This window comes from Dickeya oryzae (genome assembly GCF_020406815.2).
Classification (GTDB): Bacteria; Pseudomonadota; Gammaproteobacteria; order Enterobacterales; family Enterobacteriaceae; genus Dickeya; species Dickeya oryzae.
This window is the reverse complement of sequence record NZ_CP162670.1, coordinates 2871621-2897404: the sequence shown is the minus strand read 5'-3', so window position 1 is coordinate 2897404 and position 25784 is coordinate 2871621. Positions and strand designations below refer to the sequence as shown.

Below are 25784 nucleotides of genomic sequence, written 5' to 3'. Positions count from 1 at the left end.
TAAAAATTAATGAGGATGCATATCACATCCCGACCGCGTGAAGGATGACCTCCCCACCTTCAGGTGAACTGTCAGAAACTATCAGAAATAGAAGCACTATTACTCAGGAGCACTCTCTATTATGTTCAAGAATGCATTTGCAAACCTGCAAAAAGTAGGTAAATCGCTGATGCTGCCAGTGTCTGTGCTGCCTATCGCCGGTATTTTGCTGGGCGTCGGGTCAGCCAACTTTAGCTGGTTGCCGACGGTTGTTTCCAGCGTGATGGCGCAGGCAGGCGACTCTGTTTTTGCTAATATGCCGCTGATTTTTGCCATCGGTGTGGCACTGGGCTTCACCAACAATGACGGTGTATCGGCGCTGGCGTCGGTAGTTGCTTACGGCATCATGGTGAAAACCATGGCAGTGGTAGCACCGCTGGTGCTACACATGTCACCGGCTGATATCGCCGCTAACCACATGGCCGATACCGGCGTGTTGGGCGGGATTATTGCTGGTGCGATTGCCGCTTATATGTTCAATCGTTTTTACCGCATTCGCTTGCCTGAGTACCTGGGCTTCTTTGCCGGTAAACGTTTTGTGCCGATCATTTCTGGTTTGACCGCCATCATCACCGGTGTGGTGCTGTCGTTCATTTGGCCTCCGGTGGGGAGTGCGATTCAGGCATTTTCTAAATGGGCTGCTTACCAGAACCCGGTGCTGGCATTCGGTATCTACGGTATCGTTGAACGTAGCCTGGTGCCGTTTGGTCTGCACCATATCTGGAACGTGCCGTTCCAGATGCAGGTTGGTGAATTCACTAACGCGGCAGGTCAGGTATTCCACGGCGACATTCCGCGTTATATGGCGGGTGACCCGACGGCGGGCAAACTGTCAGGCGGCTTCCTGTTCAAAATGTATGGTCTGCCTGCTGCTGCACTGGCTATCTGGCATTCGGCGAAACCGGAAAATCGCGCCAAAGTGGGCGGTATCATGATTTCCGCTGCGCTGACTGCGTTCCTGACCGGGATTACCGAACCTATCGAGTTTTCCTTCATCTTCGTAGCGCCGATCCTGTACGTCATCCACGCTATTCTGGCTGGTCTGGCGTTCCCGATTTGTATTCTGCTCGGTATGCGTGATGGCACCAGCTTCTCTCACGGTCTGATCGACTTCATCGTACTGAGTGGCAACGGCAGCAAACTGTGGCTGTTCCCGATTGTGGGTCTGTGCTACGCCGTGGTGTACTACACCATATTCCGCGTACTGATCGCCAAGCTGGACCTGAAAACCCCAGGTCGTGAAGATTCTGCATCCGAGCAGTCTGCTCAGGGCGGTTCTGAAATGGCCGCGTCGCTGGTATCAGCATTCGGTGGTAAAGAAAACATCACCAACCTGGATGCGTGTATTACCCGTCTGCGTGTCAGCGTGGGTGATGTGTCTAAGGTTGACCAGGCTGAGTTGAAGAAACTGGGTGCGGCAGGTGTGGTGGTAGCCGGCTCCGGTGTACAGGCTATCTTCGGTACCAAGTCTGATAACCTGAAAACCGATATGGATGATTACATCCGCAATCACTGAAAGATCCGTCATCATTGACGGACAACAGGGAGTTGACGAAAGGGGCTGCGGCCCCTTTTTTATTGCCACTGATATTGTGCCTTTAAATTCCCACCCGACTGAACAGAATCGTTTCCCCTCGCAGGATATTCAGCAGTAGGATGATTGACGCTGCCGCGTGTCATGTAACCGTTGGCATTATCATCACCGACAGCGCGATAACCAACGCCGCCCTGAATAACGATATTGATATTGTTGAAATAACAGCATCGTTGAATAACAACATTGTCCATCAGCGGCGTATCACAACATCACTTTTCAGAGGGAACAGGATGCAGATTTCAGCTGAGCGCTTGACGCAGATAGCGTATGAACTGTTACGTCATGCCGGGTGCGAGCATGATGAGGCTGAGTGTGTGGCGCACCACCTGGTTGGCGCGAACCTCAAAGGACACGACAGTCATGGGGTCGGCATGTTGCCGGAATACGTCAGTTTTATCGCCGCAGGTAACATGCACCCCAATACGTCAGCCCGGTTGGTGCAGGATGGCGGTGCGGTAATGCAGTTCGCGGGCGATCGCGGTTTTGGGCAACGAACCGGCCGTGAGGCGATGCAGGCGGCGATTGAGCGGGTGAAAACCACCGGCGTGTGCCTGATGACGTTATCGTCAACCTGCCATCTGGGACGGATCGGGACGTACGGTGAAATGGCGGCGCAGGCTGGCCTGATTTCAATTCATTTCGTTAATGTGAGTGATATTGCACCGCTGGTGGCACCGTTTGGCGGCAGTGACGCACGCTTTGGCACTAACCCCATTTGTATCGCCTTCCCGGGCAGTGACAATAACCCTGATTTTATTCTGGATTTTGCCACCAGCGTGGTAGCACTGGGTAAGACACGCGTAGCCTGGCTGGCGGGGAAAACCTTTGATGAGCCGGTGATGCTAGACCGTGATGGTCATCTGAGCGCAGACCCTCGCGTCATGTGGGAAGGGGAGCAAACCGGTGCGCTGCTACCGATCGCGCGCCACAAAGGCGGCGGTCTGATTCTGGCCGCGGAATTACTGGCGGGTATTTTGTCCGGCGGCGGCACTATCCATCCGGGTAACCCGCGCGAAGGTGCGATAGTGAACAACATGACCACGATTCTGATTGACCCGACGAAGCTGGTGGGCATGTCATGGTTGCAACAGGAGTATGATGCCATGCTGGCTTATGTGCGTGCGTCGCGCGTGCCGGACTCGTCTGCGCCGATCCTGATTGCCGGAGAGCCTGAGCGTCAGGCGCGTGCGCAACGTCTGGCTGATGGTATCGTCATTTCCGAAGGTGAGTGGCGGAAAATTACCGATGCCGGGTGCTCGTTGGGGATGTCAGCGGCATTTTTTGCGGCGTAATACCTTGCTTAAGGCATGGCATACGCTGACAAAGAGAGTTGAAAAGCATTAGATTTATCACTCATACTGCAAGCCGCTTCGCGCAAGAGCGCTTGTTTTTAAAGGAACTGTGTTATGGCTGAAGAAACCATTTTCAGTAAGATCATTCGTCGGGAAATCCCCGCCGATATCGTTTATCAGGACGAACTGGTGACGGCTTTTCGCGACATCGCACCCCGCACTCCCACCCATATTTTGATTGTACCGAATGTACTGATCCCCACGGTGAATGAGGCCGCGCCAGAGCACGAGGCCGCGCTTGGTCGAATGATCACGGTTGCGGGTAAGATTGCGCATCAGGAAGGCATTGCGGATGACGGCTATCGTTTGATCATTAACTGCAATCGCCACGGTGGGCAGGAGGTGTATCACATTCATATGCATCTGCTGGGCGGTCGCCCGCTGGGGCCGCTGCTGGCTGGTTGATACGGTCATGCGTAAGGTATTACCCGAAAGCGTGTTACCGGGCATCTTGGTCGCCCTGCTACTGGGGATGTCACTCGTCGGATGTAGCAGGACGACCAGTCTGAACATTAATTCCAAACAGACATTGGTGCTGGATGCCGCGGTACTGGCTGCGGGCATTCGTGCTTCCAGTCCGTCGTTGTCGCGTGACAATGCAGGTCAGCAGGCGTCGACTCGTGTCAGCAATACGTCTACACAGCCGGTAACGCTGCACTATCAATTTTACTGGTATGATCGTCAGGGGCTGGACGTACCGCCGCCGGGTATCAACCAGACGGTGGTGATCCCTGCCCATACGGATATCTCCCTTGTGGCCACGCATACTAATCCGGCAGCCAGCCAGGTGCGGCTTTATCTTTTTCTCTGATGCGTGATTGAGAGGACAGACATGAAAAAATATCTTGGCATCGTGCTGATGGCGCTGGTAATTGCAGGCTGTAGCAGCCGCGAGCCACAAACAGAACAACCGGCGACTATCGAGCCCGTCGCGCCACCTGTACCGGTGAAACCGACGTTGCCGCCACCAGAAAGTCAGCCGTTGCCGACACCGCCGAAAATTCAGGTACCGGTGCTCAATTGGTCTGCTGCGGTAACGCCGCTGGTCGGGCAGATGGTGAAAACCGACGGTATTGCGAAAGGCAGTATTCTGTTGGTGAACAAAATTAAAAATAACACCAATGGTTCGCTACAGTCTGCTCAGGCGACAACGGCGTTATACAACGCGTTGGCAGCATCGGGACAATTTACGATGGTGTCGCATGAACAGTTAGGTGTAGCCCGGCAATCGTTAGGTTTGTCCGAAGAAGATAGCCTCGAATCGCGTAGCAAAGCGGTGGGTCTGGCCCGTTATGTCGGTGCGCAGTATGTGCTGTACGCTGATGCCAGCGGTGATGTCAAATCACCTGATTTGTCGATGCAACTGATGCTGGTGCAGACCGGTGAGATAGTCTGGTCCGGTAATGGCTCGGTTCGCCAGCAGTGAGGCGTTGCATGCGCTGTTGCAGCAGGCTCTGCCGGCGGTAGCCACCGCCGGTTTTCATCTGCAGCCAGTCTGTGGCCTTAGCCAGCAGAGTTGGCGTGTGCAATCCCCGGCGGGGATATGGCTGGCGCGTGGCGAAACACCGCAAGGGCGGCAGTTAGGAACTTCCCGCCAGCGTGAGTTCCGCGTGCTGCGTCAGTTGAGCGGACACGCGCTGGCACCGCGCCCGGCATGCTGGCGTGATGGCTGGTTGTTAGTCGAGTGGCTGGCAGGCTTGGAGGTGGATGCCAGCCAGTTTTCGCTCTTGCTCATCGAAGGAAGGCTGGCGGCGTTAATAGCGCGTTTGCATCACCAGCCACGTTACGGTTATCCGCTGGCGTTGAAACGCCTGATAGCACATCACTGGCTGCATATGGACCCGGCAAGGCGTTCACCGCAGTTGAAGCGCGCCTGTCGGAGGCTTATCGACAGGCCGCTACCCACACCGCTACTGATGGCACCGCTGCATCTGGACGTGCATCCCGGCAATCTGCTGTGTACCACGGCGGGCTGGCGGCTGATTGACTGGGAGTATGCGGCAGACGGCGACATTGGGCTGGAACTGGCATTGTTGTTTCGGGGATGTGAGCTGGATGCGACACAGCAGCAGGATTTTTTACAGGCTTACTGCCGTCACTGGCGTGGTTTGTCACTGACGTCATTGCGGCAACAGGTGGCGCGCTGGCAATATTGGGCGGATTACCTGGTCTTAATGTGGTTCGAAGTCCGCTGGCGGCAAACCGGTGAGCAGAGCTACCGTCAGACCGCCGATGCATTGCGTCGGGCAGGCGGGTAGCGTCATGGCCGGTTTTGCGGCCATCAGGCTGATGGCAATTAACAAAAAGAGGTTTTTGTGGGTCCGTTAATGTTAGATGTGGCTGGCTACGAGCTGGACGCGGAAGATCGTGAGGTGCTGGCGCACCCGCTGGTAGGGGGCGTTATCCTGTTCAGCCGCAATTTTCACGATGCTGACCAGTTGGCCGAATTAGTCCGCCAGATGCGGCGTGCCTCGCGTGAACGGTTGGTGGTGTCTGTCGATCAGGAAGGCGGCCGGGTACAACGCTTTCGTCACGGCTTTACCCCATTACCGGCTGCCCAGTCTTTTGCTGCACTGAATCCATTGGAGCAGGCACAGCAACTGGCACAAGAAGCGGGCTGGGTCATGGCGGCGGAAATGATCACCATGGACATTGATATCAGCTTTGCGCCGGTGCTGGATGTGGGACATCAGAGTGCGGCAATAGGCGATCGAGCTTTCCACGACGACCCGGATACCTTGCTAGCCGTCGCAGAGCATTTTATCGCGGGTATGCGTGCCGCCGGTATGAAAGCGACAGGTAAGCACTTCCCCGGACACGGTGCGGTCACGGCGGACTCCCACAAGGAAACGCCTCAGGATAACCGTCCGCTGGTGCAGATTCGGGAACGGGATATGCGTGTCTTTCGGGAGTTGATTGCCCGACAGCAGTTGGACGCCATCATGCCCGCGCATGTTATCTACCGTGATGCGGATCCTCGCCCGGCCAGCGGGTCGCCCTACTGGCTGAAACAGGTGTTGCGTCAGGAATTGGGATTCGGCGGCATTATTTTCTCGGATGACCTGTCGATGGAAGGGGCGGCGGTGATGGGCGGCTACGCTGAGCGTGCCCAGGCCGCGTTGGACGCTGGCTGCGACATGATTTTGGTCTGCAATCAGCGCCAGGGAGCCATCAGCGTGTTGGATAATCTGTCGGTGGTCAAAGTACCGGGGCTGGAGACGCTCTATCATCGGGGAATGATCACGCGTCGGGAACTGCTGAATTCATCGCGCTGGAAGCAGGCGACGTCGCAGTTGACGGCATTGAGTGAACGCTGGCAGGCACATAAAGCCGCCGGTTAATCACCGCTAAACAAGGCTGGAGGGAAGGCACAGATGATCATCTATTTGCACGGTTTTGATTCAAGCAGTCCGGGTAATCATGAGAAAGTGCTGCAGTTGCAGTTCATCGACCCGGATGTCCGACTGGTGAGCTACAGCACCCTGCATCCGCGTCATGATATGCAGCATCTGCTCAGGGAAATCGACAAGATGCTGCAATCCAATGAGGATAATCGCCCGTTGATTTGTGGCGTCGGACTGGGGGGATTTTGGGCTGAACGCATTGGTTTCCTGTGCGATATCCGTCAGGTCATGTTCAACCCTAATTTGTTCCCGCAAGAGAATATGGCTGGCAAAATTGATCGCCCGGAAGAGTACGCTGATATCGCCACCAAATGCGTAGAGAATTTCCGTGAGAAAAACCGCGATCGCTGTATGGTGGTCTTATCACGTCATGACGACATGCTGGATAACCAGCGCAGCGCCCGCCTGTTGGGCGAGTATTACGAAATCATCTGGAACGACATCGAAGGCCATAAGTTCCGCGACATTTCTTCACACCTGCAGCGCATCAAAGCCTTTAAATCATTAGGCTGAACCCTTTCTGTCGATTTCTATCGTTGCCGGATTCGCTCAGTGCGGGTCTGGCAGCCTGTTTTTCCTCTGCCAACCTCTTTTGCTAACCCATTGGTTATCAATATCTAATTTTTCAGGCTGACTATCTGTAACTAAAGTAAATTGATTTAAATCAATTTTGGTATGACCAAATGACCTTACATGATATTCTCATGACAAATATCCCATTCAATCATTTATAACCATATGTAATTTAAGGATATTATTTCTTTACTCTTTATTAACTATTGGTTCACAAATTTTCAGGGGGTCATTTTGACATCATTGCCAATCAAGAAAATCGTGATTGTCGGCGGCGGTGCCGGCGGACTGGAACTGGCGACCAGCCTGGGGCGCAAGCTCGGTCGCAAGAATAAAGCGGAAATCACACTGGTGGACCGTAATCACAGCCACCTGTGGAAGCCGCTGCTGCACGAAGTGGCGACCGGTTCGCTGGATGATGACATGGATGCGTTGAGCTATCTGGCGCATGCCCGCAATCATCATTTCAATTTCCAACTGGGTATGCTGACCGATATTGATCGTGAGCAGCGTACTATCCAGTTAGCTGAGATCCGCAATGAACAAGGGGAGTTGCTGGTCGCGGCTCGTTCACTGCCTTACGATATTCTGGTGGTGGCGCTGGGCAGTACCTCTAATGACTTTGGCACTCCAGGGGTCAAAGATCACTGCATTTTCCTGGATAACCCGAAACAGGCTCGCCGTTTTCACAACGAAATGCTCAACCTGTTCCTCAAATTCTCCGCCTCTCAGGGCGAAAAAGAGAGGGTTAATATCGCGATTGTCGGGGGCGGTGCCACCGGCGTGGAACTGTCTGCCGAGCTGCACAATGCGGTCAAACAGCTGCACAGTTACGGGTTTGACAGCCTTAGCAATCAAGCGCTGAACGTGACGTTGGTGGAAGCCGGTGAGCGTATTCTGCCAGCCCTGCCACCGCGTATTTCTGCGGCGGCGCATCATGAATTGACCCAACTCGGTGTTCGCGTACTGACCAAAACCATGGTGACCAGCGCTGAACAAGGCGGTCTGAATACCAAGGACGGCGAATTTATTGACGCTGACCTGATGGTATGGGCGGCGGGTATCAAAGCGGCTGATGCCATGAGGGAGATTGCAGGTCTGGAAACCAACCGCATCAACCAGTTGGTGGTGGAGCCGACGCTACAGACCACACGTGATCCGGCGATTTTCGCCATCGGCGACTGTGCATCTTGTCCTCAGCCAGGCGGCGGCGTGGTACCGCCGCGTGCGCAAGCCGCGCATCAAATGGCGTCACGTTGCTACAGCAACATTCTGGCCTTGCTGAATGATCAGCCACTGAAAGCCTATGTCTATAAAGACCACGGTTCGTTGGTGTCATTATCCAAATTCAGCACCGTCGGTAGTCTGATGGGGAACCTGATGCGTGGCTCGGTGATGGTAGAAGGGCGCATTGCCCGCTTCGTTTACATTTCGCTCTACCGTATGCATCAGATTGCGTTGCATGGCTATCTCAAAACCGGCCTGATGATGCTGGTCGGTAGCATCAACCGGGTTATCCGCCCGCGCCTCAAATTGCACTAAGGCTGACACCACTCGGCTTTGCCTTCAGGTTGCCCGCTACCCGGTGGGCAACCTGTTATTCCCCGCCAGACTGCATCTATTCTAGAATAAAATATTGCACTAACGCCAACTTAAGGTAAGAAAACTCTCAAATGTGACAGTTTTGTTATCTGACCCTCCCTTTTAAGGTAGTAATCCGATTGAGAGTACCGCAGGGATTCGGCAGACTTCATCGCATCAGGCAGCGTTGCGCACACGCTGCACCCCGCAAGCGGGGCTTTCGGGTCAGCCATCCGGCGGTGATAAACCGTATAAGGCACGGCGAGATGGACGGTGCGTGATTATTTATTCAGGAGGTTTCCTGTGAACAAGTCAATGTTAGCGGGTGTGGGTATCGGTATGGCGGCAGCGCTGGGCGTGGCCGCTGTTGCCAGTCTGGATGTGTTCGCATCCAGACCGCAGTTTGCACAGGTGCTGACAGCTACACCCATCAAAGAAACGGTGAAAACGCCGCGTCAGGAATGCCGTAATGTGACGGTGACGCACCGTCAGCCGGTGCAGGACGAAAACCGCCTTGCCGGTTCACTGTTGGGTGCGGTGGCAGGTGGCGTGCTGGGGCACCAGATCGGTGGCGGACGCGGACGCGATGTAGCAACGGTCGCCGGTGCGCTGGCCGGTGGCTATGCTGGCAACCAGGTACAAGGGAATATGCAGGACAGTGATGTCACTACCTCTACGCAGCAACGCTGCCAAACGGTGTATGACAAGTCACAAAAAGTGCTGGGTTATGACGTCACCTACAAGATTGGCGATCAGGAAGGCAAAATCAGGATGGATCGTGACCCTGGTACCCGTATCCCACTCGACAGCAACGGTCAGTTAGTCATCAACCAATCCAGTTGATGCGCCAGACTGACAGGCCCGCCACACCCTGACGGTGTGGCGGGCCTGAAGCTATGATCCTACTGGTTTCACCCTCTCATCAGGCATCGTATAAATCCGTGTCCTGTACCGGCGAGTGGCGCTGACTTGGCCGAATACGCTTGACCGAACTTCTCACTGCCAGCGTACCGTTCAGCAACAGATTGCCGTGACCGCGACCCGGTTGCATCAACTGCAGTTGCAATAATCTGACGGCTTCCCGACCCAATTCTTCGCATGGAATCAGTATCGAGGTGAGCGGGATGTCATGCACCGCCGCCAGGTTGGCACCATCCATGCTCAGCACCGACATGTCTTGTGGTACCCGCAACTTTGCTTTATGCAGCGCATTAATCGCACCTACCGCGATGAAGTTGCCGCCTGCCAGTATCGCGGTAGGGTACTGCTCACGTGGGCAGCTAGCCAGAAACTCAGTGACGGCCTGTTCCGTTTCTGCGCTGCCGAAACCGCGGGGGGTGAGCAGGTGGCGCTCCTCGCTAAACGGTAGATTATGCTGTTGATACGCCTCGCGGATCCCCATCAGCCGCCACTCCATGGTATAACGCCGCAGGCAGAGTAGGGTGAGGATCTGGCGGTGTCCCTGCTCAATCAGGTAATTGGCGGCAAATTCGCCAATAAGCTGGTGCGCAGGCGAGACACCGGATAACCTCATTTTGTGATCAAAGCAGTTCACCAGTATGCACGGTTTATTCAATTCTGCCGCCAGCGCGTGGATATACGGGTCATCAATACCGATCAAAATCGCGCCTTCGGTTTCCGGCGCGGACATTTTCTCCAGAAAGAGTGAGACATCGCTGTCGTTCTCCGCCAGCCCGCAGTAACGCAGACGGACATCATGCGGGTCCAGCGACTCCTGCACCCCTTGCAATACCTTGTGATAAAAGATGTCGGCCCGGCTGTTAAACGCCCGCTCTGGAGCGAACACGGTCAGGCTATTCAGTAATAAACGACCGGTAGCCAGGTTATCCATCACACCATATTGCCGGGCGGCAGTGAGGATGCGCATCCGCGCCTCTTCACTGGTGTTGGATTTACCCGCCAGCACCCGCGAAACGGTACTGACGGAAAAACCGGTTTGCAGGGCAATATCGCGGATCCGGAGGTTTTTTTTCATTTTGTGATCCTGCTCAATTTGGCTTATGAAAAAATTTTCATAAGCAGAAGATGGTCGGTTTTAGGCATAAAAATGACCAAAAACAGCAGGTAATGACGCTATCATGAAAATAGTTGCAAAAAAGTGAGTATCTCCCGCTTTTTTATTTCCTTACGCTGAATATGTCGCGATTCTTCCGGTTATATTCCATCGGAAGAATGGGTTTAAAAGACATAAAACTTTATAAAAATCTGAATATTAGAACATCAGGATGGTGTGTGCCGACAGGTATTCACCGAAATCCGCTGTAAGGAGATCACCATGAGTCTCGACGTTAATTCCTCTCCCGCTGTGAATGAAAAACGAAAATTCAAACAATTACGCTGGTGGGTTCTGGCGTTATTTCTGTTTGGCGTCACCGTCAATTACATCACCCGTAATTCACTGGGTATTCTGGCACCTGAATTAAAAACCGTTTTAAACATTACTACCGAGCAATACTCCTGGATTGTCGGTGCGTTCCAATTGGCTTACACCCTATTCCAGCCGTTGTGTGGGTGGCTTATCGACGTCATCGGCTTAAAGATGGGCTTCATGATTTGCGCGGTTATCTGGGCGCTGATGTGTCTGCTGCATGCCGGTGCAGGCAGTTGGATTCAACTCGCAGTCTTGCGTTTCATGATGGGGGGCGCTGAAGCCGCTGCTACACCTGCCAACGCGAAAACCATTGGCGAGTGGTTCCCTCGTCAGGAGCGCCCTGTGGCTGCCGGTTGGGCGGGCGTTGGGTTTTCCATTGGTGCGATGCTGGCTCCGCCGATCATCGTGATTGCCCACTCGCTGTTGGGCTGGCAGGGGGCATTCATTTTTGCCGGGGTGCTGGCCATGCTTTGGGTGGTGTTGTGGTGGCTGTTTTACCATGATCCGGAAAAACACCCGAACCTGAGTAAAGCCGAGCTGGCATTTATCCGTCAGGACAACGAACCGGCACCGGTGAAACAACCGTTTTTCACCGCCATGAAAACGGTGCTGAAAAACCGCCGTTTCTACGGTATCGCCATTCCGGCGTTTATGGCCGAACCGGCCTGGGCGGTCTTGAGCTTCTGGGTACCGCTGTATCTGGCGAAAGAGCGCGGTATGGATCTGAAACAGATCGCCATGTTCGCCTGGCTGCCGTTTCTGGCCGCTGACTTTGGCAGTATCGCCAGTGGTTATCTGACCAAGCTGTACACGCGCTGGTTTGGTTGTTCACGGATTAATTCCGTGGTGGGCAGTTCGGTGACCGGCGCATTCCTGATGCTGTCGCTCGCATTGGTTAGCGTGACTCAAAACCCTTATCTGGCCATCATTTTGATCTCCATCGGTGGGTTTGGTCACCAGATCATTTCCTGCATGCTGAGCGCCGTGGTGGTGGATTCGTTCGATAAAGGCCAAATGGCGACCGTTAACGGAATGCGTGGTGCCAGCGCCTGGATTGCCAGTTTCCTGTTTTCGTTGTTGATTGGTGTGACCGCCGACAAGATTGGCTTTAACCCACTGTTTGTGGCGATGGGCTTTTTTGATTTGTTTGGCGCACTGTTTTTGGTGGCGTTCATTGCCGAGCGTCGTCAGCGCGCACATTGATAACGTTTCAGTATTGACAGAATTTCCGAATAGACGAGTGATGTTATGAAGACATTGAAACACTGGGTATTGCACCATCAGGCCGAGGATCGGGTCGAGTTGCTGGTGGACGGCGCACATCGCTTTATGTTGTATGTGCTGGCGCCGGGGTTAATGCGGGTATTGATTAAGCAGGATGATGAACTGCGATTGAACCGTACCTGGAGTATCGCGCCGCAGCAGGATGATGTTCCGTGGCAGGGGCGAGTGCGCGAGAGCAGCGACGGCTTTGCCTTACCGGGGTATAGCTTATCCTGGCAAGGTGATGCGTTGCAGATAAGCACCGCGCAACTGCGGGTGACGGTACACCAGCCGCTGTGGTTGTCATGGGAATACTGTGATGCGCAGGGGAACTGGCAACCGCTGGCTTCTGACCGACCAACCGGCGCTTATCTGCTTAACCGTCACGGTGATGGTGTGGCGCACTACCAGCGCCGTACACCAGAGGAACGTTGCTACGGGCTGGGCGAAAAAGCCGGGGATCTCAACCGCGCCGGTCGTCGCTTTGAATTCCGTAATCTGGATGCGATGGGCTATAACGCGCAAAGCACCGATCCGCTGTATAAGCACCTGCCGTTCACCATTGTGAACCAGCCCGGTGTCAGCTATGGCGTGTTTTATGACAACCTCAGTTCCACCTGGTTGGATCTGGGTAACGAGCTTGATAACTACCATCTGGCTTACCGTCGCTATCAGGCTGAGGCCGGGGATTTGGATTACTATTTCCTGCTCGGCCCGGCGATCCTGGATGTGACCAAAGCCTTTGTACGGCTCACTGGTAAAACCTACTTTGGCCCTAAATGGAGCCTCGGCTACAGTGGGTCTACCATGCATTACACCGATGCACCCGATGCTCAGCAACAGCTGTTGTCGTTCATTGAACTGTGCCGCCAGCATGCTATCCCGTGCGATTCTTTCCAGCTTTCGTCTGGGTATACTTCGATCGGCAACAAGCGCTACGTGTTTAACTGGAACTACGACAAGGTGCCGCAGCCGGAGCAGATGAGCCAGGCGTTTCATGATGCGGGGCTGCATCTGGCCGCCAACATCAAGCCTTGCCTGTTGCAGGATCATCCCCGCTATCAGGAAGTGGCCGCGAAAGGGTTGTTTGTGCGTGATTCAGAATCGGATAACCCAGAGCGCTCCAGTTTCTGGGACGATGAAGGCTCCCATCTGGATTTTACCAACCCCGACACCGTTGCCTGGTGGCAGGAAAACGTCACCCGGCAACTGCTGGAAAAAGGGATTGATTCAACCTGGAACGATAACAACGAATTCGAAGTCTGGGATGGCGAGGCGCGCTGTCATGGCTTTGGGCAGCCGATTGCCATCAAGCATATTCGCCCGTTAATGCCGTTGCTGATGATGCGTGCGTCAATGGAGGCGCAGCAGCGCTTCGCGCCCGAGCTGCGTCCTTACCTGATTTCACGCTCCGGCAGCGCCGGTATGCAGCGTTACGTGCAGACCTGGAGTGGTGACAACCGCACCAACTGGCAGACACTGCGTTATAACACCCGCATGGGCGTCGGTATGAGCCTGTCTGGCCTGTATAACGTCGGGCATGATGTGGGTGGCTTTGCCGGTAATAAGCCGGACGCCGAACTGTTTGTGCGCTGGGTACAAAACGGTGTGATGCATCCGCGCTTTACCATTCACTCATGGAATGACGACGCCACGGTTAACGAACCCTGGATGTACCCGGCGGTCACGCCGATTATCCGTGATGCCATTCAGTTGCGTTATCGACTGTTGCCGTACCTGTATACCTTGTTCTGGCAGGCCCATACGGATGACGAGCCGATGCTTCGCCCGATGTTTCTGGATCATGAGCATGACCCGCGCACCTTTGAGGAAAGCGACGATTTTATGCTCGGTAAAGATCTGCTGGTTGCCAGCGTCGTGGAGCCGGGACAACGTCAGCGTCAGGTCTACTTGCCGGATAATCACGAGGGGTGGTACGACTTTTATCGCGGTGACTGGTTCAGCGCAGGACAAACGGTGACGCTGGATGCGCCGCTGGAACGTTTACCACTGCTGGTCCGGGCTGGAGCCATGATACCGATGTCGGCGCGTACCGATTTTGTCTGCCCGGATAGCGACGACCAACGCACTATGCTGCTTTTCCCGCTGATGGGGAATGGCACACGTCAGGGCCTGTTGTTTGAAGATGACGGGGAAACCCACCGCTGGCGTGACGGACAGGCGTTGTGGCTGCGTTGGGAGCTGTGTTGCAGCGCCGGACGTATTGACGTGACCTTCCACCCGGAAGGGGCGTTTGTACCGGCGTGGCGGCAGTTAACCGTGCAGTTACCGTCAGACGAGCAACGCACGCTGTACATTAATGGCGAACGCACCACGCAGTACACACTGCCTTCCCAGCGCTAACCGAAGCATAGGTTAGATCCTGCCGACAGTCTCCTCTGTCGGCAGGGTCGTGACCGTTATCGCTTTATTGTCAGCCGAATAGTAAGTCCCGTTTATCAATAGACAGCGAAGGGGTATTATCGATAGCACATTGCCAATGATGTCTACAGCGTATACCCCAAATCATTCACGTTGCAGGACGATATACCAGCAACCTGAAGCAGGAAGGGGATAGGCTTTTATTCAGGCACCGGGAAGACATATGCTGAATAATTCGGAAGTTCAACGCTATCTGCAGCGCATTGGCGTCAGCTCTCTGCCTGCGGAGCCGGCTTTACAACTGCGTACCCTTCATCTTGCTCACCTCACGCATGTTCCATTTGAAAATCTGGATGTGGTGTTCGGAAAACCGATACACCTGAATCCGTCTGCTATCTATCGAAAAATCGTTGATGACCGGCGTGGCGGGTTTTGCTACGAGCTTAATTACGGGTTTTATTTGCTGCTGCAGGCGTTAGGGTTTGAGGTACACCTGTTGGCTGGTCAGGTGTGGAACGATGACGGTCACTATGGGCAGCCCTTCGATCATCTGTTTTTACACGTGACGCTGCCGCAAGCGTCCGTCATTGCCGATATCAGTTTTGGGGATTCATTCTGTGTGCCGGTGCCACTGTCGGGTGAGGTGTCGAGTGAAGCGTTTGCCCGTTATCAGGTCGTGGCGGTGGAGGGCGGCTATCAGTTGCAGCAGCGGATTGGCGATAACGACTGGAAGCCGCAATACAAGTTTACGCTGCATCCTTACCAACTGGCGGACTATGCCGGGATGGCGCACTACCATCAAACCTCGCCATTATCGCCATTTACCACTAAGTCGCTTTGCACCCGCGTAACGGCACAAGGGCGATTAACCCTGTCGAATAACCGCTTGATAGTCACCCGGCACGGCCAGAAGAGCGAGCGTATTATCGGTAGCCATCGTGACTATCTGGATTGCCTGCAACAACAGTTCGGTATTGTGCTGACGGACGATTACGACAGCCAGCACTGGTTTGAGCGCCTTAGCGCCGCTGTGACCTGAGTCGCCAGCGGCAGTGTAAGGTTTTACTTTACCTGGCGGAACTAGCGAAACAGTGTCTGTGCCCAGCGAGCCAGACCGGCGGTGACAGAGCCAAAGTCATCGCCGCTTTCGATCGGGACATCGGGCAGGCAGTGGCTGATGGCGGCGCGTAGTAATGGCGAACGGGCGCTACCGCCAGTCAGGTAAATGACGTCCGGCTGCGTCTGGCTGCTTTCCTGCGCCTGAATAAGCTGGCGCTTAATGTGCTCCAGCGGCTGTGCGATCGCCTCTTCCAACTGGCTTACGCTGACGTCGGTTGCCAGTTCGGGCGAGATAAACGGCAGGCAGGCCTGCGATATGTCCGCCTGCGACAAGGCGATTTTCTGTTCTTCTGCCAGCCGAACCAGCCGATAGCTGAGTCGCTGACGCCATACGGTCAGCAGGCGTGCTACCTGATCAGGTTCGCGGGCATCATGAATCAAATCACGCAGCAGCTTGCCGCTGGCATTACTGTAGAATTCAGCCTGTGCCGGTACGTCGTTGATAGCCACTGCATTCCACCATGGCAAGACCGGCAGCGCTGTGCCTTTTTCGGTGCTACCGTTCATGCCCAGCAACGGGCAGAACTGCCTGAATGCCAGCATAATGTCCAGATCGTTCCCCCCGACCCGGCAACCGCTGTGGCCGAGCAGGCTTTCGGCGCGCTCCCGGCGATGACGCCATGTAGGCCCCATCAGTAGCATCGAACAGTCGGTGGTACCGCCGCCAATGTCGACCACCAGTACCCGTTTTTCCTGTTGCAGGGTCGCTTCAAAATCAAGACCAGCTGCCACCGGCTCAAACTGAAACGCCACCTGTCGGAACCCGGCGCGTCCGGCGGCGCGCTCCAGAATACCCTGAGCCTGGCGGTTGGACTCTTCGCCCCCCATCCCCTGAAAGTTGATGGGCCGCCCGATGACCGCCTGTTCAATCGGCTGGTCAAGCTGTTGCTCGGCCTGACAACGAATATGCAGCATCATGGCGCAGACCAGATCTTCGAACAGCGCTATCTGCTGTGGTTTTAGTCCGGTTGCGCCGAGAAACGACTTGGGTGATTTAACAAACCAGGTATCTTGCGGGTCATCCATGTAGTGCGACAGTGCGTCCAGCCCGAATCTGACGCTATCGGGTTGGACACGAATATCCTCTTCGCGATTGTGGCTGATGGCGCGTTGCAGTTGCCGGGCGTTTTCTCCCTCGGCCGCGACCTGATGATGTCGCCACAGCCACTCACTCACCGCTTCGCGACTGGGCGCGCACAACATAGATTGTAAATAAGGCGCTTGTTGCTCCAGTTGCAACAACCGTGGTGTTTCGTGTTCCATGACAGCCAGCGAACAGTTGGCTGTTCCGTAGTCAAAGCCGACAAACATGATTGTCATCCCCATGCCAGTAGAGAAGGGGCGGGAATTTACCGCTTGCTCCGGGGCTTGTAAAGAGACGCGGAGGATAAAAATCGTGTGTTGTCAGGGATTCTGCTCGCCATCGACGCTCTGTGTTTGAGTCAGCCAGGTACGCGCCAGTTCATCAAACGGCAAGGGTCTGGCGAAGAAATACCCCTGCATGAAGTTGATCTGCTTACGGGATAAGAATTCGGCCTGATATTCGGTTTCCACCCCTTCGGCGATCGTCATCAGTTTCATTTGCCGCGCCAGGTCGATAACACAGTTCACTAGCGTGCTGGATTGCGGATCGTTTTCGTCGATCATGCTGACAAACGACTGGTCGATTTTGATGACGTTGACGTGCAATTTTCTGAGATAGTCAAAATTCGAATAACCGGTACCGAAATCATCCAGTGCGATCAAAACACCGGCATCACTGAGTTTTTTGAAGAATGCGATGGTGTCCGGTGTAATGTCGATTTTTTCCCGTTCAGTAATTTCAATCATCAAATGCACGTTTTTATCGCCGAATGCGGTGATGAAATTCTTGCAGTCAGTAATAAAATCGTCGGACTGGCAGTGCTGAGCGCTGATGTTAATCGCAATGTGTAAATTGTCTGGCAACGAGTCCAGATGCGGTGTCAAATCGCGCACCACGCTACTCATGAGTGTCCGCGTCAGTGGGATAATCAGCCCACTTTGTTCGCACAGTGGAATGAAAACATCGGGGGAAATAAACCCGCTTTTCGGATGGTGCCAGCGCGCCAGCACTTCCACACCGTAGATTTCCCGTGATTCATTCGCAATAACCGGCTGGTAATAGGGCAACACTTCCTGATTTTCGATGGCGCGTCGAATACCGTCATAAGGCGAGTTAAAGCGAGTCGAATATTTATAGGCCAGGAAACTGGAACCCAGCGCAATAAAAAACACCACCAGAAAAGTCATTTTTTCCTGATTCCAGAAATCGGCAATAGAATATTTATCGTTACTTGGAAACAGAATAGCGAAATGATAGTGGCTGGAGGGGGTAATAACAAAATTATGTAGAGCGTCTGGGGTAAGTGTTGATACTTTATTCTCGCGGGATATCCAGGTATTGCCGACGGATAAATAAAGGTCTCGTCGTTTACTCAGCAAATCGAGCACACTCGTCAGGTGTTGACCGTGAATGGCTACCCCCACACTGCCGGATGGGGTGTTACCGAGGTACATAATCAGGGTTCTGTCCGGTGTGACGGAGTTACCGGCCAGCAGTGCCAATTCCCGCATATGGAAACGCTCCAGTGCGGCGGGGCGGTTATCCACGCCATACAAGGATGAGCAGTACACCACGTCGTTTTTGATCAAGCTGACCGTGCGCAGGTGGCTGCCAAGGGCTGCTGTCATATTCAATTGCCGGATAACGTCAGGCGTGCAGGGGGAGGCCAGTAGCGGTTTGCTTTCCTCTACCGCGTCTTTAGCCTCATCGAGAATGTCTTCAACATTCCTGACCGCTCGTTGCGCATTGTCATACGCGCCCTGACGGTTAGTACGGTAGTCCTGATAATAAATTACCCATAAGCCCACGGCGAACATCGCTAAAAAAGTCAGAAAAGCGATTAGTTTATTCATTGGTTGTGGCCCTTGATCCGACCTTATCGTTGTTCTATATCCATCATCGTTAATATTGCAGGCGTATCAGCACGATAACCCGTCCATCCGTGGACCTTGCCCTGGTAGGCCAACGCGGTGTACGCAAAACGTAATACACGTTGTCCTGCAACCTGAATATTCTGGATATATATCGGCGATTATTCCTTTGATTTTAGTCGGGCTACAACAATTAGTTTAGAAAAGTCATCAAGTCATTTATACCCGCGATACTTCACGTTGCCGGTGCGCTGGCTTTTTTACCCAGCCTATCAATGGGCCTCGCCCTACGGGGCAACGCATTGCGCGGTTCAACACGCAATGCGTTTTGTGCTGCAACCCGAATGATTTAGGTTTATAGCAACATCATCAGGCAGCGCACGTATGCTGCGCCATCTCCTCCAGCAGTTGAGTGATAAACGTCAGTCGTTTCGGGTATCCGCCCAGATCGTTAATGAATTTCAACCGGGTCGGGCCATCCAGTCGATACACTTTCGGGTCACGTTGTAACAGGCCGATAAGATGCGTCGGGTCGACGCGATTGTGCTGGCTAAATTCGATGAACCCGCCTTTGTCATTGCCTTCAATGCGTTTGATGCCGAGCGCCTGCGCCTGCTGGCGCAATGCCGCGACCTGTAGCAAGTGGCGGGCGGCGTCCGGCAAGGTGCCGAAACGGTCGATCAGTTCCGCTTTCAGGTCATCCAGTTCGTTATCGTTTTTGGCGCTGGCGATGCGTTTATAGAATGACAAACGGGTATTGACGTCAGGAATGAAGTCGTCTGGTAACAGTGCCGGCAGGCGCAATTCTACGTCGGTCTGACTGCTGAGCAGGTCGTCGAGCGACGGTTCTCGCCCCGCTTTAAGTGATTCTACTGCGCTTTCCAGCAACTCCATGTACAGCGAGAAACCGACGCTTTCCATCTGGCCGCTCTGGTCTTCACCCAGCAATTCACCTGCACCGCGGATTTCCAGGTCGTGGGTGGCAAGGGCAAAACCGGCCCCCAAATCTTCCAGTGACGCGATAGCCTCCAGCCGCTTGTGGGCATCACTGCTCATCGCTTTAGGATTGGGAGTCAGCAGGTAAGCGTAAGCCTGATGGTGTGAACGACCAACGCGGCCACGTAACTGATGCAACTGTGCCAGGCCGAAATGGTCAGCGCGCTCAATGATGATGGTATTGGCACTGGGGATGTCGATCCCGGTTTCAATGATGGTGGTACACACCAGCACATTGAAACGCTGATGATGGAAATCGTTCATCACCCGCTCCAGGTCGCGTTCGCGCATCTGCCCATGACCGATGGCGATACGCGCTTCCGGCACCAGTTCGCTGAGTCGCTGGGCGGCTTTTTCGATGTTTTCCACGTCGTTGTAGAGGTAATACACCTGCCCGCCGCGCAGAATTTCACGCAGCATCGCCTCACGCACCACCAGATTATCGTACTCACGCACAAAGGTTTTCACCGCCAGACGACGAGCGGGCGGCGTGGCGATGATCGACAAATCACGGATGCCGCTCATTGCCATATTCAGGGTGCGCGGAATCGGCGTGGCGGTGAGGGTCAGGATATCCACATTGGCGCGCATCGCTTTAATGCGCTCTTTGTGGCGCACGCCGAAGCGGTGTTCTTCATCGACGATCAATAACCCCAAATCCCGCCAGCGGACATCGCTTTGCAGTAATTTGTGGGTACCGATCAGGATATCCACTTTACCTTCATGAGTTTGTTCCAGTACCTGCGTCTGCTCTTTCTGGCTGCGAAAGCGCGACAGCATTTCAATGCGCACCGGCCAGTTGGCGAAACGGTCACGGAAATTGTCGAAGTGCTGCTGCGCCAGCAAGGTAGTCGGCACCAGTACCGCCACCTGCTTATGGTTTTCCACTGCCAGGAACGCGGCGCGCATCGCCACTTCGGTTTTGCCGAAGCCGACATCACCGCACACCAGCCGGTCCATCGCCAGCGGACGGCACATGTCACTCAGCACGGCGTTGATGGCCTGCGCCTGATCCGGGGTGGTATCAAACGGAAAACCCTGACAGAACAATTGGTACTGTTCGCGATCGTGTTTGAACTCGAAGCCGGTGTGAGCCGCGCGCTGGGCATACACATCCAGCAGTTCGGCGGCCACGTCACGCACCTTCTCCGCCGCTTTCTGCCGTGCTCGCGTCCAGGCGTCCCCACCCAGTTTGTGCAGTGGCGCGCTTTCTTCCGCGCCACCGGCGTAGCGGCTGATCAGGTGCAACGAGGAGACCGGCACGTACAGTTTGTCTTCACCGGCGTAGTGCAGAATCAGGTATTCCGCCTTGATGCCACCCGCCTCCAGCGTGGTTAGCCCGGCGTAACGGCCGACACCGTGCTCAAGGTGCACCACCGGTTGACCCGGGCGCAGTTCCGCCAGATTGCGAATCAACGTATCGGTATTGATGGTACGGCGGCTGTCCTGACGTCGACGACTGACGCGCTCACCCAGCAGGTCGCTTTCGCAGATCAGCGCGCGCTGGCGCAGGGTGTCAATAAAACCGTGTTCGCTGGCCCCTATCATCAGGTAACACCCAGGGGATGCCAGCTGTTCAAGGCGTTTTACCGGCGTTGGCGATAACTTTATGCGAGACAGTAACTCTTGCAAGGTTTCCCGGCGGCCTTCGCTCTCCACCGAAAACACCACCTGCCCGTTAAACTGCTCCACGAAACGGCGCAGCGCATCCAACGGCGATTTATTCTGATGCTGAACTGCCAGGTCCGGCAGCGACTGGTAGCCCAGATTCAGGTTGGCGGCTTTGTCCGGCAGCGTATCGCCGCGAAGCTGTACGCGTGGAAACTGCTTGAGCTCGGCGAACAGCGCATCAACCGGTAGCCACAGTGCATCCGGCGACAACAGTGGGCGCATCGGGTCGACGTGGCGGCTGTCATGACGTTGCTGAACATCCTGCCAGAAACGCTCGGCACCTTGCTGGATATCGCCGGTATTGACCAGCAGCGTACCGGCTGGCAGATAACTGAACAACGCGGGCAGCGGCTGGTCGAAAAACAGCGGCTGCCAGTATTCGATCCCGGCGGGCAGGGTACCTTTACTCACTTGCTGATAGATATGCTCGGCGTCGCGCCTGACCTCAAACTGCTCGCGCCACTGGCTGCGAAATAGCTCAATGGCGTTTTTGTCAGTAGGAAATTCCCGCGCCGGCAACAAATGAATCTGTTCGACTTCATTCAGCGTTCGCTGGGTATCGGCGTCGAACAGTCGCAGGCTATCTATCTCGTCATCGAAGAAATCAATACGAAACGGCTCTTCGCTCCCCATCGGGAACAGGTCAAGCAACGCGCCACGGGTGGCGAATTCGCCATGCTCCATCACCTGATCGACGCTACGATAACCGGCCTGCTCCAGTTGGCCGCGGAGCCGGTCACGAGACAGGCGCTGGCCTTTTTTCAGCATCAACGCATGGCCGTGCAGGAACGCGTGCGGGCACACTTTCTGCATCAGGGTATTGACCGGCAAGATCAACACGCCGCGTGTCAGCGAGGGAAGCTGGTAAAGCGTAGACAGACGGGCGGAGACAATTTCCTGGTGGGGCGAGAAGCTGTCGTAGGGCAGCGTTTCCCAATCCGGCAGCGTCATGACCGGGTGGCCGGTAAATTGCTGAATTTCGTCGCGCAAGCGCAGAGCATTTTGCATGTCGGGCGTAATCAGCACCACCAGTCCGGTGTGGCGTTCAACGATTTCTGCGCATTCGACGGCGCAGGCGGCGCCGGTAAGCTGACCCAGCAGGCGTTGTTCGCCCGCTTTGCCAGGCAAGGTATAGCGATATTGTTCAGGCATCATCCGATTATCAGGTCTCGATATCCACTAAGAAAAAGTCGGGAAGAGAGAGGCTTAGGGTTCCATAAAGCGGTACTACCCTTTATTATCCTTGTTCACTTTGCTTTAGCAACCTCATCCAGACGGATTTCATGCATCAACCTGTCGCACTTTTTATCGGCCTGCGCTATATGCGAGGGCGGGCCGCGGACCGCTTTGGGCGGTTTGTTTCCTGGTTGTCCGCCATTGGCATTACCCTCGGAGTGATGGCGCTGGTCACCGTCTTGTCGGTGATGAACGGCTTTGAGCGGGAACTGGAAAACAGCATTCTGGGGCTGATGCCTCAGGCACTCATCACGACGCCGCAAGGCTCCCTGAATCCTCAGACATTGTCTGCCGCGTCGCTCTCTGGTCTGACGGGCGTCAGGCGTATTGCACCGCTGACGACCGGCGATGTGGTGCTGCAAAGCGCTCGCAGCGTGGCGGTAGGGGTGATGCTGGGTGTCAACCCGGATGAACAAGAGCCGTTGGCGAACTACCTGACGCATGGCGCGTCATTACAGCAATTGCAGCCAGGGCAATATCAGGTGATTCTCGGTGAACAACTGGCCAACCAGCTTGGCGTTAAACCCGGCGATCAACTGCGCCTGATGGTCACCAGTGCCAGTCAGTTGACGCCGATGGGGCGGGTGCCCAGTCAGCGTTTGTTTACCGTGGTCGGCACGTTTTATGCCCACAGCGAAGTGGATGGCTACCAACTGTTGGTGAACCAGCAGGATGCGTCGCGTCTGATGCACTATCCCCTTGGCAACATCACCGGCTGGCGGTTATGGCTGGATCAACCTCTGGCGGTGGATACGCTGAGTCAGCAGACATTGCCGTCAGGAACGGTATGGAAAGACTGGCGCGAGCGCAAAGGGGAGTTGTTCCAGGCGGTCAGGATGGAGAAAAACATGATGGGGCTGCTGTTGAGCCTGATCGTGGCTGTCGCGGCGTTCAATATCATTACCTCACTGGGTTTGCTGGTGATGGAGAAACAGGGCGAGGTCGCCATTTTGCAAACGCAGGGGCTGACCCGGCGGCAAATCATGGCGGTCTTTATGGTTCAGGGCGGCGGCGCGGGTGTGGTGGGCGCGCTGGTCGGGGCGATACTGGGTATGGTGCTGGCCAGCCAGTTAAATACGCTGATACCGATGCTGGGGCTGTTGATTGACGGTGGTTCGCTACCGGTACAAATCCAGCCGTTGCAGGTGATCGCCATTGCGCTGGTCGCCATGCTGCTGGCGTTGCTTTCCACGCTTTATCCTTCCTGGCGCGCGGCCGCCACCCATCCCGCAGAGGCTTTACGTTATGAGTAATTCACCTTTATTGCAGTGCCGTCAGCTGTGTAAACGCTATCAGGAAGGCAACCTGTCGACTGATGTGCTGCGCGATGTGTCATTCGAGATGCAGAATGGCGAGATGATGGCGATTGTCGGCAGCTCCGGGTCCGGTAAAAGTACCTTGTTGCATTTGCTGGGTGGGCTGGACGCGCCGACTTCCGGAGAGGTGGTGTTCAAGGGTAACACGTTGAATCAACTGTCAGCGGCGGCGAAAGCAGCGCTGCGTAACCGCGAACTGGGTTTTATCTATCAGTTTCATCATCTGCTGCCGGATTTCACCGCGTTGGAAAATGTGGCGATGCCGCTGCTTATCGGCAAGGTGGCCCCCAAAGAGGCCAAAGAGCGCGCGCAAACCATGCTGGCGGCAGTTGGTCTGGCACAGCGCAGCCAGCACCGCTCTTCTGAATTGTCCGGTGGTGAGCGCCAGCGTGTGGCGATTGCCCGCGCGCTGGTGAATAACCCGTCACTGGTACTGGCGGACGAACCGACCGGTAACCTTGATCAGCGTACTACCGATGCCATTTTTGAGTTACTGGGTGAGCTGAACGTACGTCAGGGGACGGCGTTTCTGGTGGTCACCCACGACCTGAGTCTGGCCCGCCGTCTCGGCCGACAACTGGAAATGCGTGATGGACAGTTGCAGCAGGAGCTAACCCTGATGGGGGCGTCGCAATGACCTTTCCTCCGCTTTCGCTGCTGGTTGGGTTGCGTTTTAGTCGCGGGCGTCGTCGCAGCGGTATGGTATCGCTGATTTCGGTGATTTCCACCCTTGGCATCGCGCTGGGTGTCGCAGTATTGATAGTCGGACTGAGTGCCATGAACGGTTTCGAGCGTGAACTCAACAACCGTATTCTGGCCGTTGTACCGCATGGCGAGATCGAAGCAGGTGAGCAGCCGTTTCGCCACTGGCAACCGTTGTTGCCGAAAATCGAACAGGTGCCCGGCGTTGCCGCTGCCGCACCTTACGTCAGTTTTACCGGTCTGTTGGAAAACGGTGCCAGCCTAAAGGCGATTCAGTTCAAAGGCGTGGACCCGCAACAGGAACTGAAGCTCAGTGCGTTACCCACCTTCGTGCAGGATAACGCCTGGTCGCGCTTTCATGCCGGGGCGCAACAGGTGATTATCGGTAAAGGCGTGGCGGATACGCTGGGTGTGAAAAGTGGCGATTGGGTTACGGTCATGATCCCCAATAGCGACCCGCAGATGAAGCTGTTGCAACCCAAGCGCATTCGCCTTCAGGTTGCCGGTATCCTGCAGTTGAGCGGTCAGTTGGATCATAGTCTGGCATTGGTGCCGCTGGCGGATGCCCAGCAGTATCTGGAGCTGGGCGATGGTGTGACCGGCATCGCCATCAAAGTGCAGGATGTATTCGCCGCACAGAAGGTGGTGCATGATGCCGGGGAAGCCACCAATCTCTTTGTGTATATCCGCAGTTGGATCGGTACTTACGGGTACATGTACCGCGATATTCAAATGATCCGTACCATTATGTATCTGGCGATGGTGTTAGTGATTGGGGTGGCCTGTTTCAACATCGTTTCCACGCTGGTGATGGCGGTGAAGGACAAAAGCAGCGATATCGCAGTATTGCGCACGCTGGGAGCGGGCGATGGCCTTATTCGCGCGATTTTTGTCTGGTACGGGCTATTGGCCGGGTTGCTCGGCAGCATCGTCGGTACCGTGGTCGGGATTGTGGTCACGCTGCAACTGACGCCGATTATCCGTGGGCTTGAAACGCTTACCGGTCATCATTTCTTGTCCGGAGATATCTATTTCATCGATTTCTTGCCGTCCGAGCTGCACATGCTGGACGTGGTTATCGTATTGGGTACCTCGCTGGTGTTGAGTCTGATAGCCAGTTGGTATCCGGCCCGGCGCGCCAGCCGTATCGATCCGGCGCGGATATTGAGCGGTCAGTAATCTGAAACGCCATTGCCTTAGGTAATG

21 protein-coding genes are annotated in these 25784 nt (G+C 55.0%); 16 read left to right on the top strand and 5 right to left on the bottom strand.

What is annotated here, in order from left to right:
- The first annotated feature begins 121 nt into the window (after positions 1–121).
- Complete coding sequence (gene ptsG, locus LF929_RS12755; protein ID WP_038903965.1) at positions 122–1555, top strand: PTS glucose transporter subunit IIBC; 1434 nt, start codon at positions 122–124, stop codon at positions 1553–1555.
- Positions 1556–1614: 59 nt separating this feature from the next.
- On the opposite strand, the gene LF929_RS12750 is transcribed toward ptsG, so the two are convergent.
- Positions 1615–1827, bottom strand: coding sequence for a hypothetical protein (locus LF929_RS12750; protein WP_210176383.1), 213 nt, complete (start codon positions 1825–1827; stop codon positions 1615–1617).
- Positions 1828–1866: 39 nt separating this feature from the next.
- Between LF929_RS12750 and LF929_RS12745 the strand changes: the two genes are divergently transcribed.
- The 9 genes from LF929_RS12745 (at position 1867) to LF929_RS12705 (ending at position 9389) form a co-directional block, all read left to right on the top strand.
- The gene (locus LF929_RS12745; RefSeq protein ID WP_226092941.1) at positions 1867–2928 is read left to right on the top strand and encodes a malate/lactate/ureidoglycolate dehydrogenase; all 1062 of its coding nucleotides are present in this window, start codon (positions 1867–1869) and stop codon (positions 2926–2928) included.
- A 114-nt stretch (positions 2929–3042) separates the two neighbouring features.
- Positions 3043–3393, top strand: a complete 351-nt coding sequence (gene hinT / locus LF929_RS12740; RefSeq protein WP_012884289.1) for a purine nucleoside phosphoramidase — start codon at positions 3043–3045, stop codon at positions 3391–3393.
- Positions 3394–3400: 7 nt separating this feature from the next.
- On the top strand, positions 3401–3799 hold the full coding sequence (locus tag LF929_RS12735; RefSeq protein ID WP_210176381.1) for a YcfL family protein: 399 nt from the start codon (positions 3401–3403) through the stop codon (positions 3797–3799).
- A gap of 21 nt (positions 3800–3820) precedes the next feature.
- Positions 3821–4414, top strand: coding sequence for a penicillin-binding protein activator LpoB (gene lpoB, locus LF929_RS12730; RefSeq protein WP_038907602.1), 594 nt, complete (start codon positions 3821–3823; stop codon positions 4412–4414).
- The gene (locus LF929_RS12725; protein ID WP_038903968.1) at positions 4392–5246 is read left to right on the top strand and encodes a phosphotransferase; all 855 of its coding nucleotides are present in this window, start codon (positions 4392–4394) and stop codon (positions 5244–5246) included. Before lpoB ends, LF929_RS12725 begins: the two co-directional genes overlap by 23 nt.
- Before the next feature lie 57 nt (positions 5247–5303).
- Positions 5304–6329 (top strand): beta-N-acetylhexosaminidase, encoded by a 1026-nt coding sequence (nagZ, locus tag LF929_RS12720; protein ID WP_226092940.1) that lies wholly within the window; start codon positions 5304–5306, stop codon positions 6327–6329.
- Positions 6330–6362: 33 nt separating this feature from the next.
- A complete protein-coding gene (ycfP, locus tag LF929_RS12715) occupies positions 6363–6905 on the top strand; it encodes an alpha/beta hydrolase YcfP (RefSeq protein WP_226092939.1) in 543 nt (180 codons plus the stop codon).
- 294 nt (positions 6906–7199) lie between these two features.
- Positions 7200–8507 (top strand): NAD(P)/FAD-dependent oxidoreductase, encoded by a 1308-nt coding sequence (locus LF929_RS12710; RefSeq protein WP_038903970.1) that lies wholly within the window; start codon positions 7200–7202, stop codon positions 8505–8507.
- Positions 8508–8849: 342 nt separating this feature from the next.
- A complete protein-coding gene (locus tag LF929_RS12705; protein ID WP_019846118.1) occupies positions 8850–9389 on the top strand; it encodes a glycine zipper 2TM domain-containing protein in 540 nt (179 codons plus the stop codon).
- Between the two features lie 79 nt (positions 9390–9468).
- Here LF929_RS12705 and LF929_RS12700 read toward each other — a convergent pair whose 3' ends face one another.
- On the bottom strand, positions 9469–10542 hold the full coding sequence (locus LF929_RS12700) for a LacI family DNA-binding transcriptional regulator (RefSeq protein WP_210174286.1): 1074 nt from the start codon (positions 10540–10542) through the stop codon (positions 9469–9471).
- Positions 10543–10842: 300 nt separating this feature from the next.
- On the opposite strand from LF929_RS12700, the gene LF929_RS12695 reads away from it, so the two are divergent.
- The 3 genes from LF929_RS12695 (at position 10843) to LF929_RS12685 (ending at position 15622) form a co-directional block, all read left to right on the top strand.
- On the top strand, positions 10843–12141 hold the full coding sequence (locus tag LF929_RS12695; RefSeq protein WP_016940826.1) for an MFS transporter: 1299 nt from the start codon (positions 10843–10845) through the stop codon (positions 12139–12141).
- 45 nt (positions 12142–12186) lie between these two features.
- Entirely contained in the window at positions 12187–14565 is a 2379-nt protein-coding gene (locus LF929_RS12690; RefSeq protein WP_210174287.1) for a TIM-barrel domain-containing protein, read from the top strand.
- 241 nt (positions 14566–14806) lie between these two features.
- Positions 14807–15622: an arylamine N-acetyltransferase gene (locus LF929_RS12685; protein WP_226092938.1), complete on the top strand. Its 816-nt coding sequence runs from the start codon at positions 14807–14809 to the stop codon at positions 15620–15622.
- A 41-nt stretch (positions 15623–15663) separates the two neighbouring features.
- Here the strand turns inward: LF929_RS12685 and yegD are convergent, their stop codons facing one another.
- From yegD to mfd, 3 genes are all read right to left on the bottom strand, one after another.
- Positions 15664–17013: a molecular chaperone gene (yegD, locus tag LF929_RS12680; protein ID WP_226092937.1), complete on the bottom strand. Its 1350-nt coding sequence runs from the start codon at positions 17011–17013 to the stop codon at positions 15664–15666.
- A gap of 93 nt (positions 17014–17106) precedes the next feature.
- A complete protein-coding gene (locus LF929_RS12675; RefSeq protein WP_226092936.1) occupies positions 17107–18639 on the bottom strand; it encodes an EAL domain-containing protein in 1533 nt (510 codons plus the stop codon).
- Between the two features lie 387 nt (positions 18640–19026).
- The gene (gene mfd / locus LF929_RS12670) at positions 19027–22479 is read right to left on the bottom strand and encodes a transcription-repair coupling factor (protein WP_226092935.1); all 3453 of its coding nucleotides are present in this window, start codon (positions 22477–22479) and stop codon (positions 19027–19029) included.
- Positions 22480–22607: 128 nt separating this feature from the next.
- Between mfd and lolC the strand changes: the two genes are divergently transcribed.
- Genes lolC through lolE form a run of 3 tightly spaced genes read left to right on the top strand, consistent with a single transcriptional unit; the run spans position 22608 to position 25757 of the window.
- Positions 22608–23813, top strand: coding sequence for a lipoprotein-releasing ABC transporter permease subunit LolC (gene lolC / locus LF929_RS12665; protein WP_038907611.1), 1206 nt, complete (start codon positions 22608–22610; stop codon positions 23811–23813).
- Positions 23806–24513, top strand: a complete 708-nt coding sequence (lolD, locus tag LF929_RS12660; protein ID WP_016940819.1) for a lipoprotein-releasing ABC transporter ATP-binding protein LolD — start codon at positions 23806–23808, stop codon at positions 24511–24513. Before lolC ends, lolD begins: the two co-directional genes overlap by 8 nt.
- The gene (gene lolE, locus LF929_RS12655) at positions 24510–25757 is read left to right on the top strand and encodes a lipoprotein-releasing ABC transporter permease subunit LolE (protein WP_016940818.1); all 1248 of its coding nucleotides are present in this window, start codon (positions 24510–24512) and stop codon (positions 25755–25757) included. The genes lolD and lolE overlap by 4 nt, the downstream gene beginning before the upstream one ends.
- Positions 25758–25784 lie beyond the last annotated feature (27 nt).

Bases quoted from the DNA above. Each gene is read 5' to 3' on its own strand.
- LF929_RS12745 (WP_226092941.1), top strand. From the start codon at position 1,867: ATGCAGATTTCAGCTGAGCGCTTGACGCAGATAGCGTATGAACTGTTA.
- lolC (WP_038907611.1), top strand. From the start codon at position 22,608: ATGCATCAACCTGTCGCACTTTTTATCGGCCTGCGCTATATGCGAGGG.
- hinT (WP_012884289.1), top strand. From the start codon at position 3,043: ATGGCTGAAGAAACCATTTTCAGTAAGATCATTCGTCGGGAAATCCCC.
- ptsG (WP_038903965.1), top strand. From the start codon at position 122: ATGTTCAAGAATGCATTTGCAAACCTGCAAAAAGTAGGTAAATCGCTG.
- LF929_RS12695 (WP_016940826.1), top strand. From the start codon at position 10,843: ATGAGTCTCGACGTTAATTCCTCTCCCGCTGTGAATGAAAAACGAAAA.
- mfd (WP_226092935.1), bottom strand. From the start codon at position 22,479: ATGATGCCTGAACAATATCGCTATACCTTGCCTGGCAAAGCGGGCGAA.
- lolD (WP_016940819.1), top strand. From the start codon at position 23,806: ATGAGTAATTCACCTTTATTGCAGTGCCGTCAGCTGTGTAAACGCTAT.
- LF929_RS12750 (WP_210176383.1), bottom strand. From the start codon at position 1,827: ATGGACAATGTTGTTATTCAACGATGCTGTTATTTCAACAATATCAAT.
- ycfP (WP_226092939.1), top strand. From the start codon at position 6,363: ATGATCATCTATTTGCACGGTTTTGATTCAAGCAGTCCGGGTAATCAT.
- LF929_RS12675 (WP_226092936.1), bottom strand. From the start codon at position 18,639: ATGAATAAACTAATCGCTTTTCTGACTTTTTTAGCGATGTTCGCCGTG.
- LF929_RS12725 (WP_038903968.1), top strand. From the start codon at position 4,392: ATGGCTCGGTTCGCCAGCAGTGAGGCGTTGCATGCGCTGTTGCAGCAG.
- yegD (WP_226092937.1), bottom strand. From the start codon at position 17,013: ATGTTTGTCGGCTTTGACTACGGAACAGCCAACTGTTCGCTGGCTGTC.
- LF929_RS12690 (WP_210174287.1), top strand. From the start codon at position 12,187: ATGAAGACATTGAAACACTGGGTATTGCACCATCAGGCCGAGGATCGG.
- LF929_RS12685 (WP_226092938.1), top strand. From the start codon at position 14,807: ATGCTGAATAATTCGGAAGTTCAACGCTATCTGCAGCGCATTGGCGTC.
- LF929_RS12700 (WP_210174286.1), bottom strand. From the start codon at position 10,542: ATGAAAAAAAACCTCCGGATCCGCGATATTGCCCTGCAAACCGGTTTT.
- lpoB (WP_038907602.1), top strand. From the start codon at position 3,821: ATGAAAAAATATCTTGGCATCGTGCTGATGGCGCTGGTAATTGCAGGC.
- LF929_RS12735 (WP_210176381.1), top strand. From the start codon at position 3,401: ATGCGTAAGGTATTACCCGAAAGCGTGTTACCGGGCATCTTGGTCGCC.
- lolE (WP_016940818.1), top strand. From the start codon at position 24,510: ATGACCTTTCCTCCGCTTTCGCTGCTGGTTGGGTTGCGTTTTAGTCGC.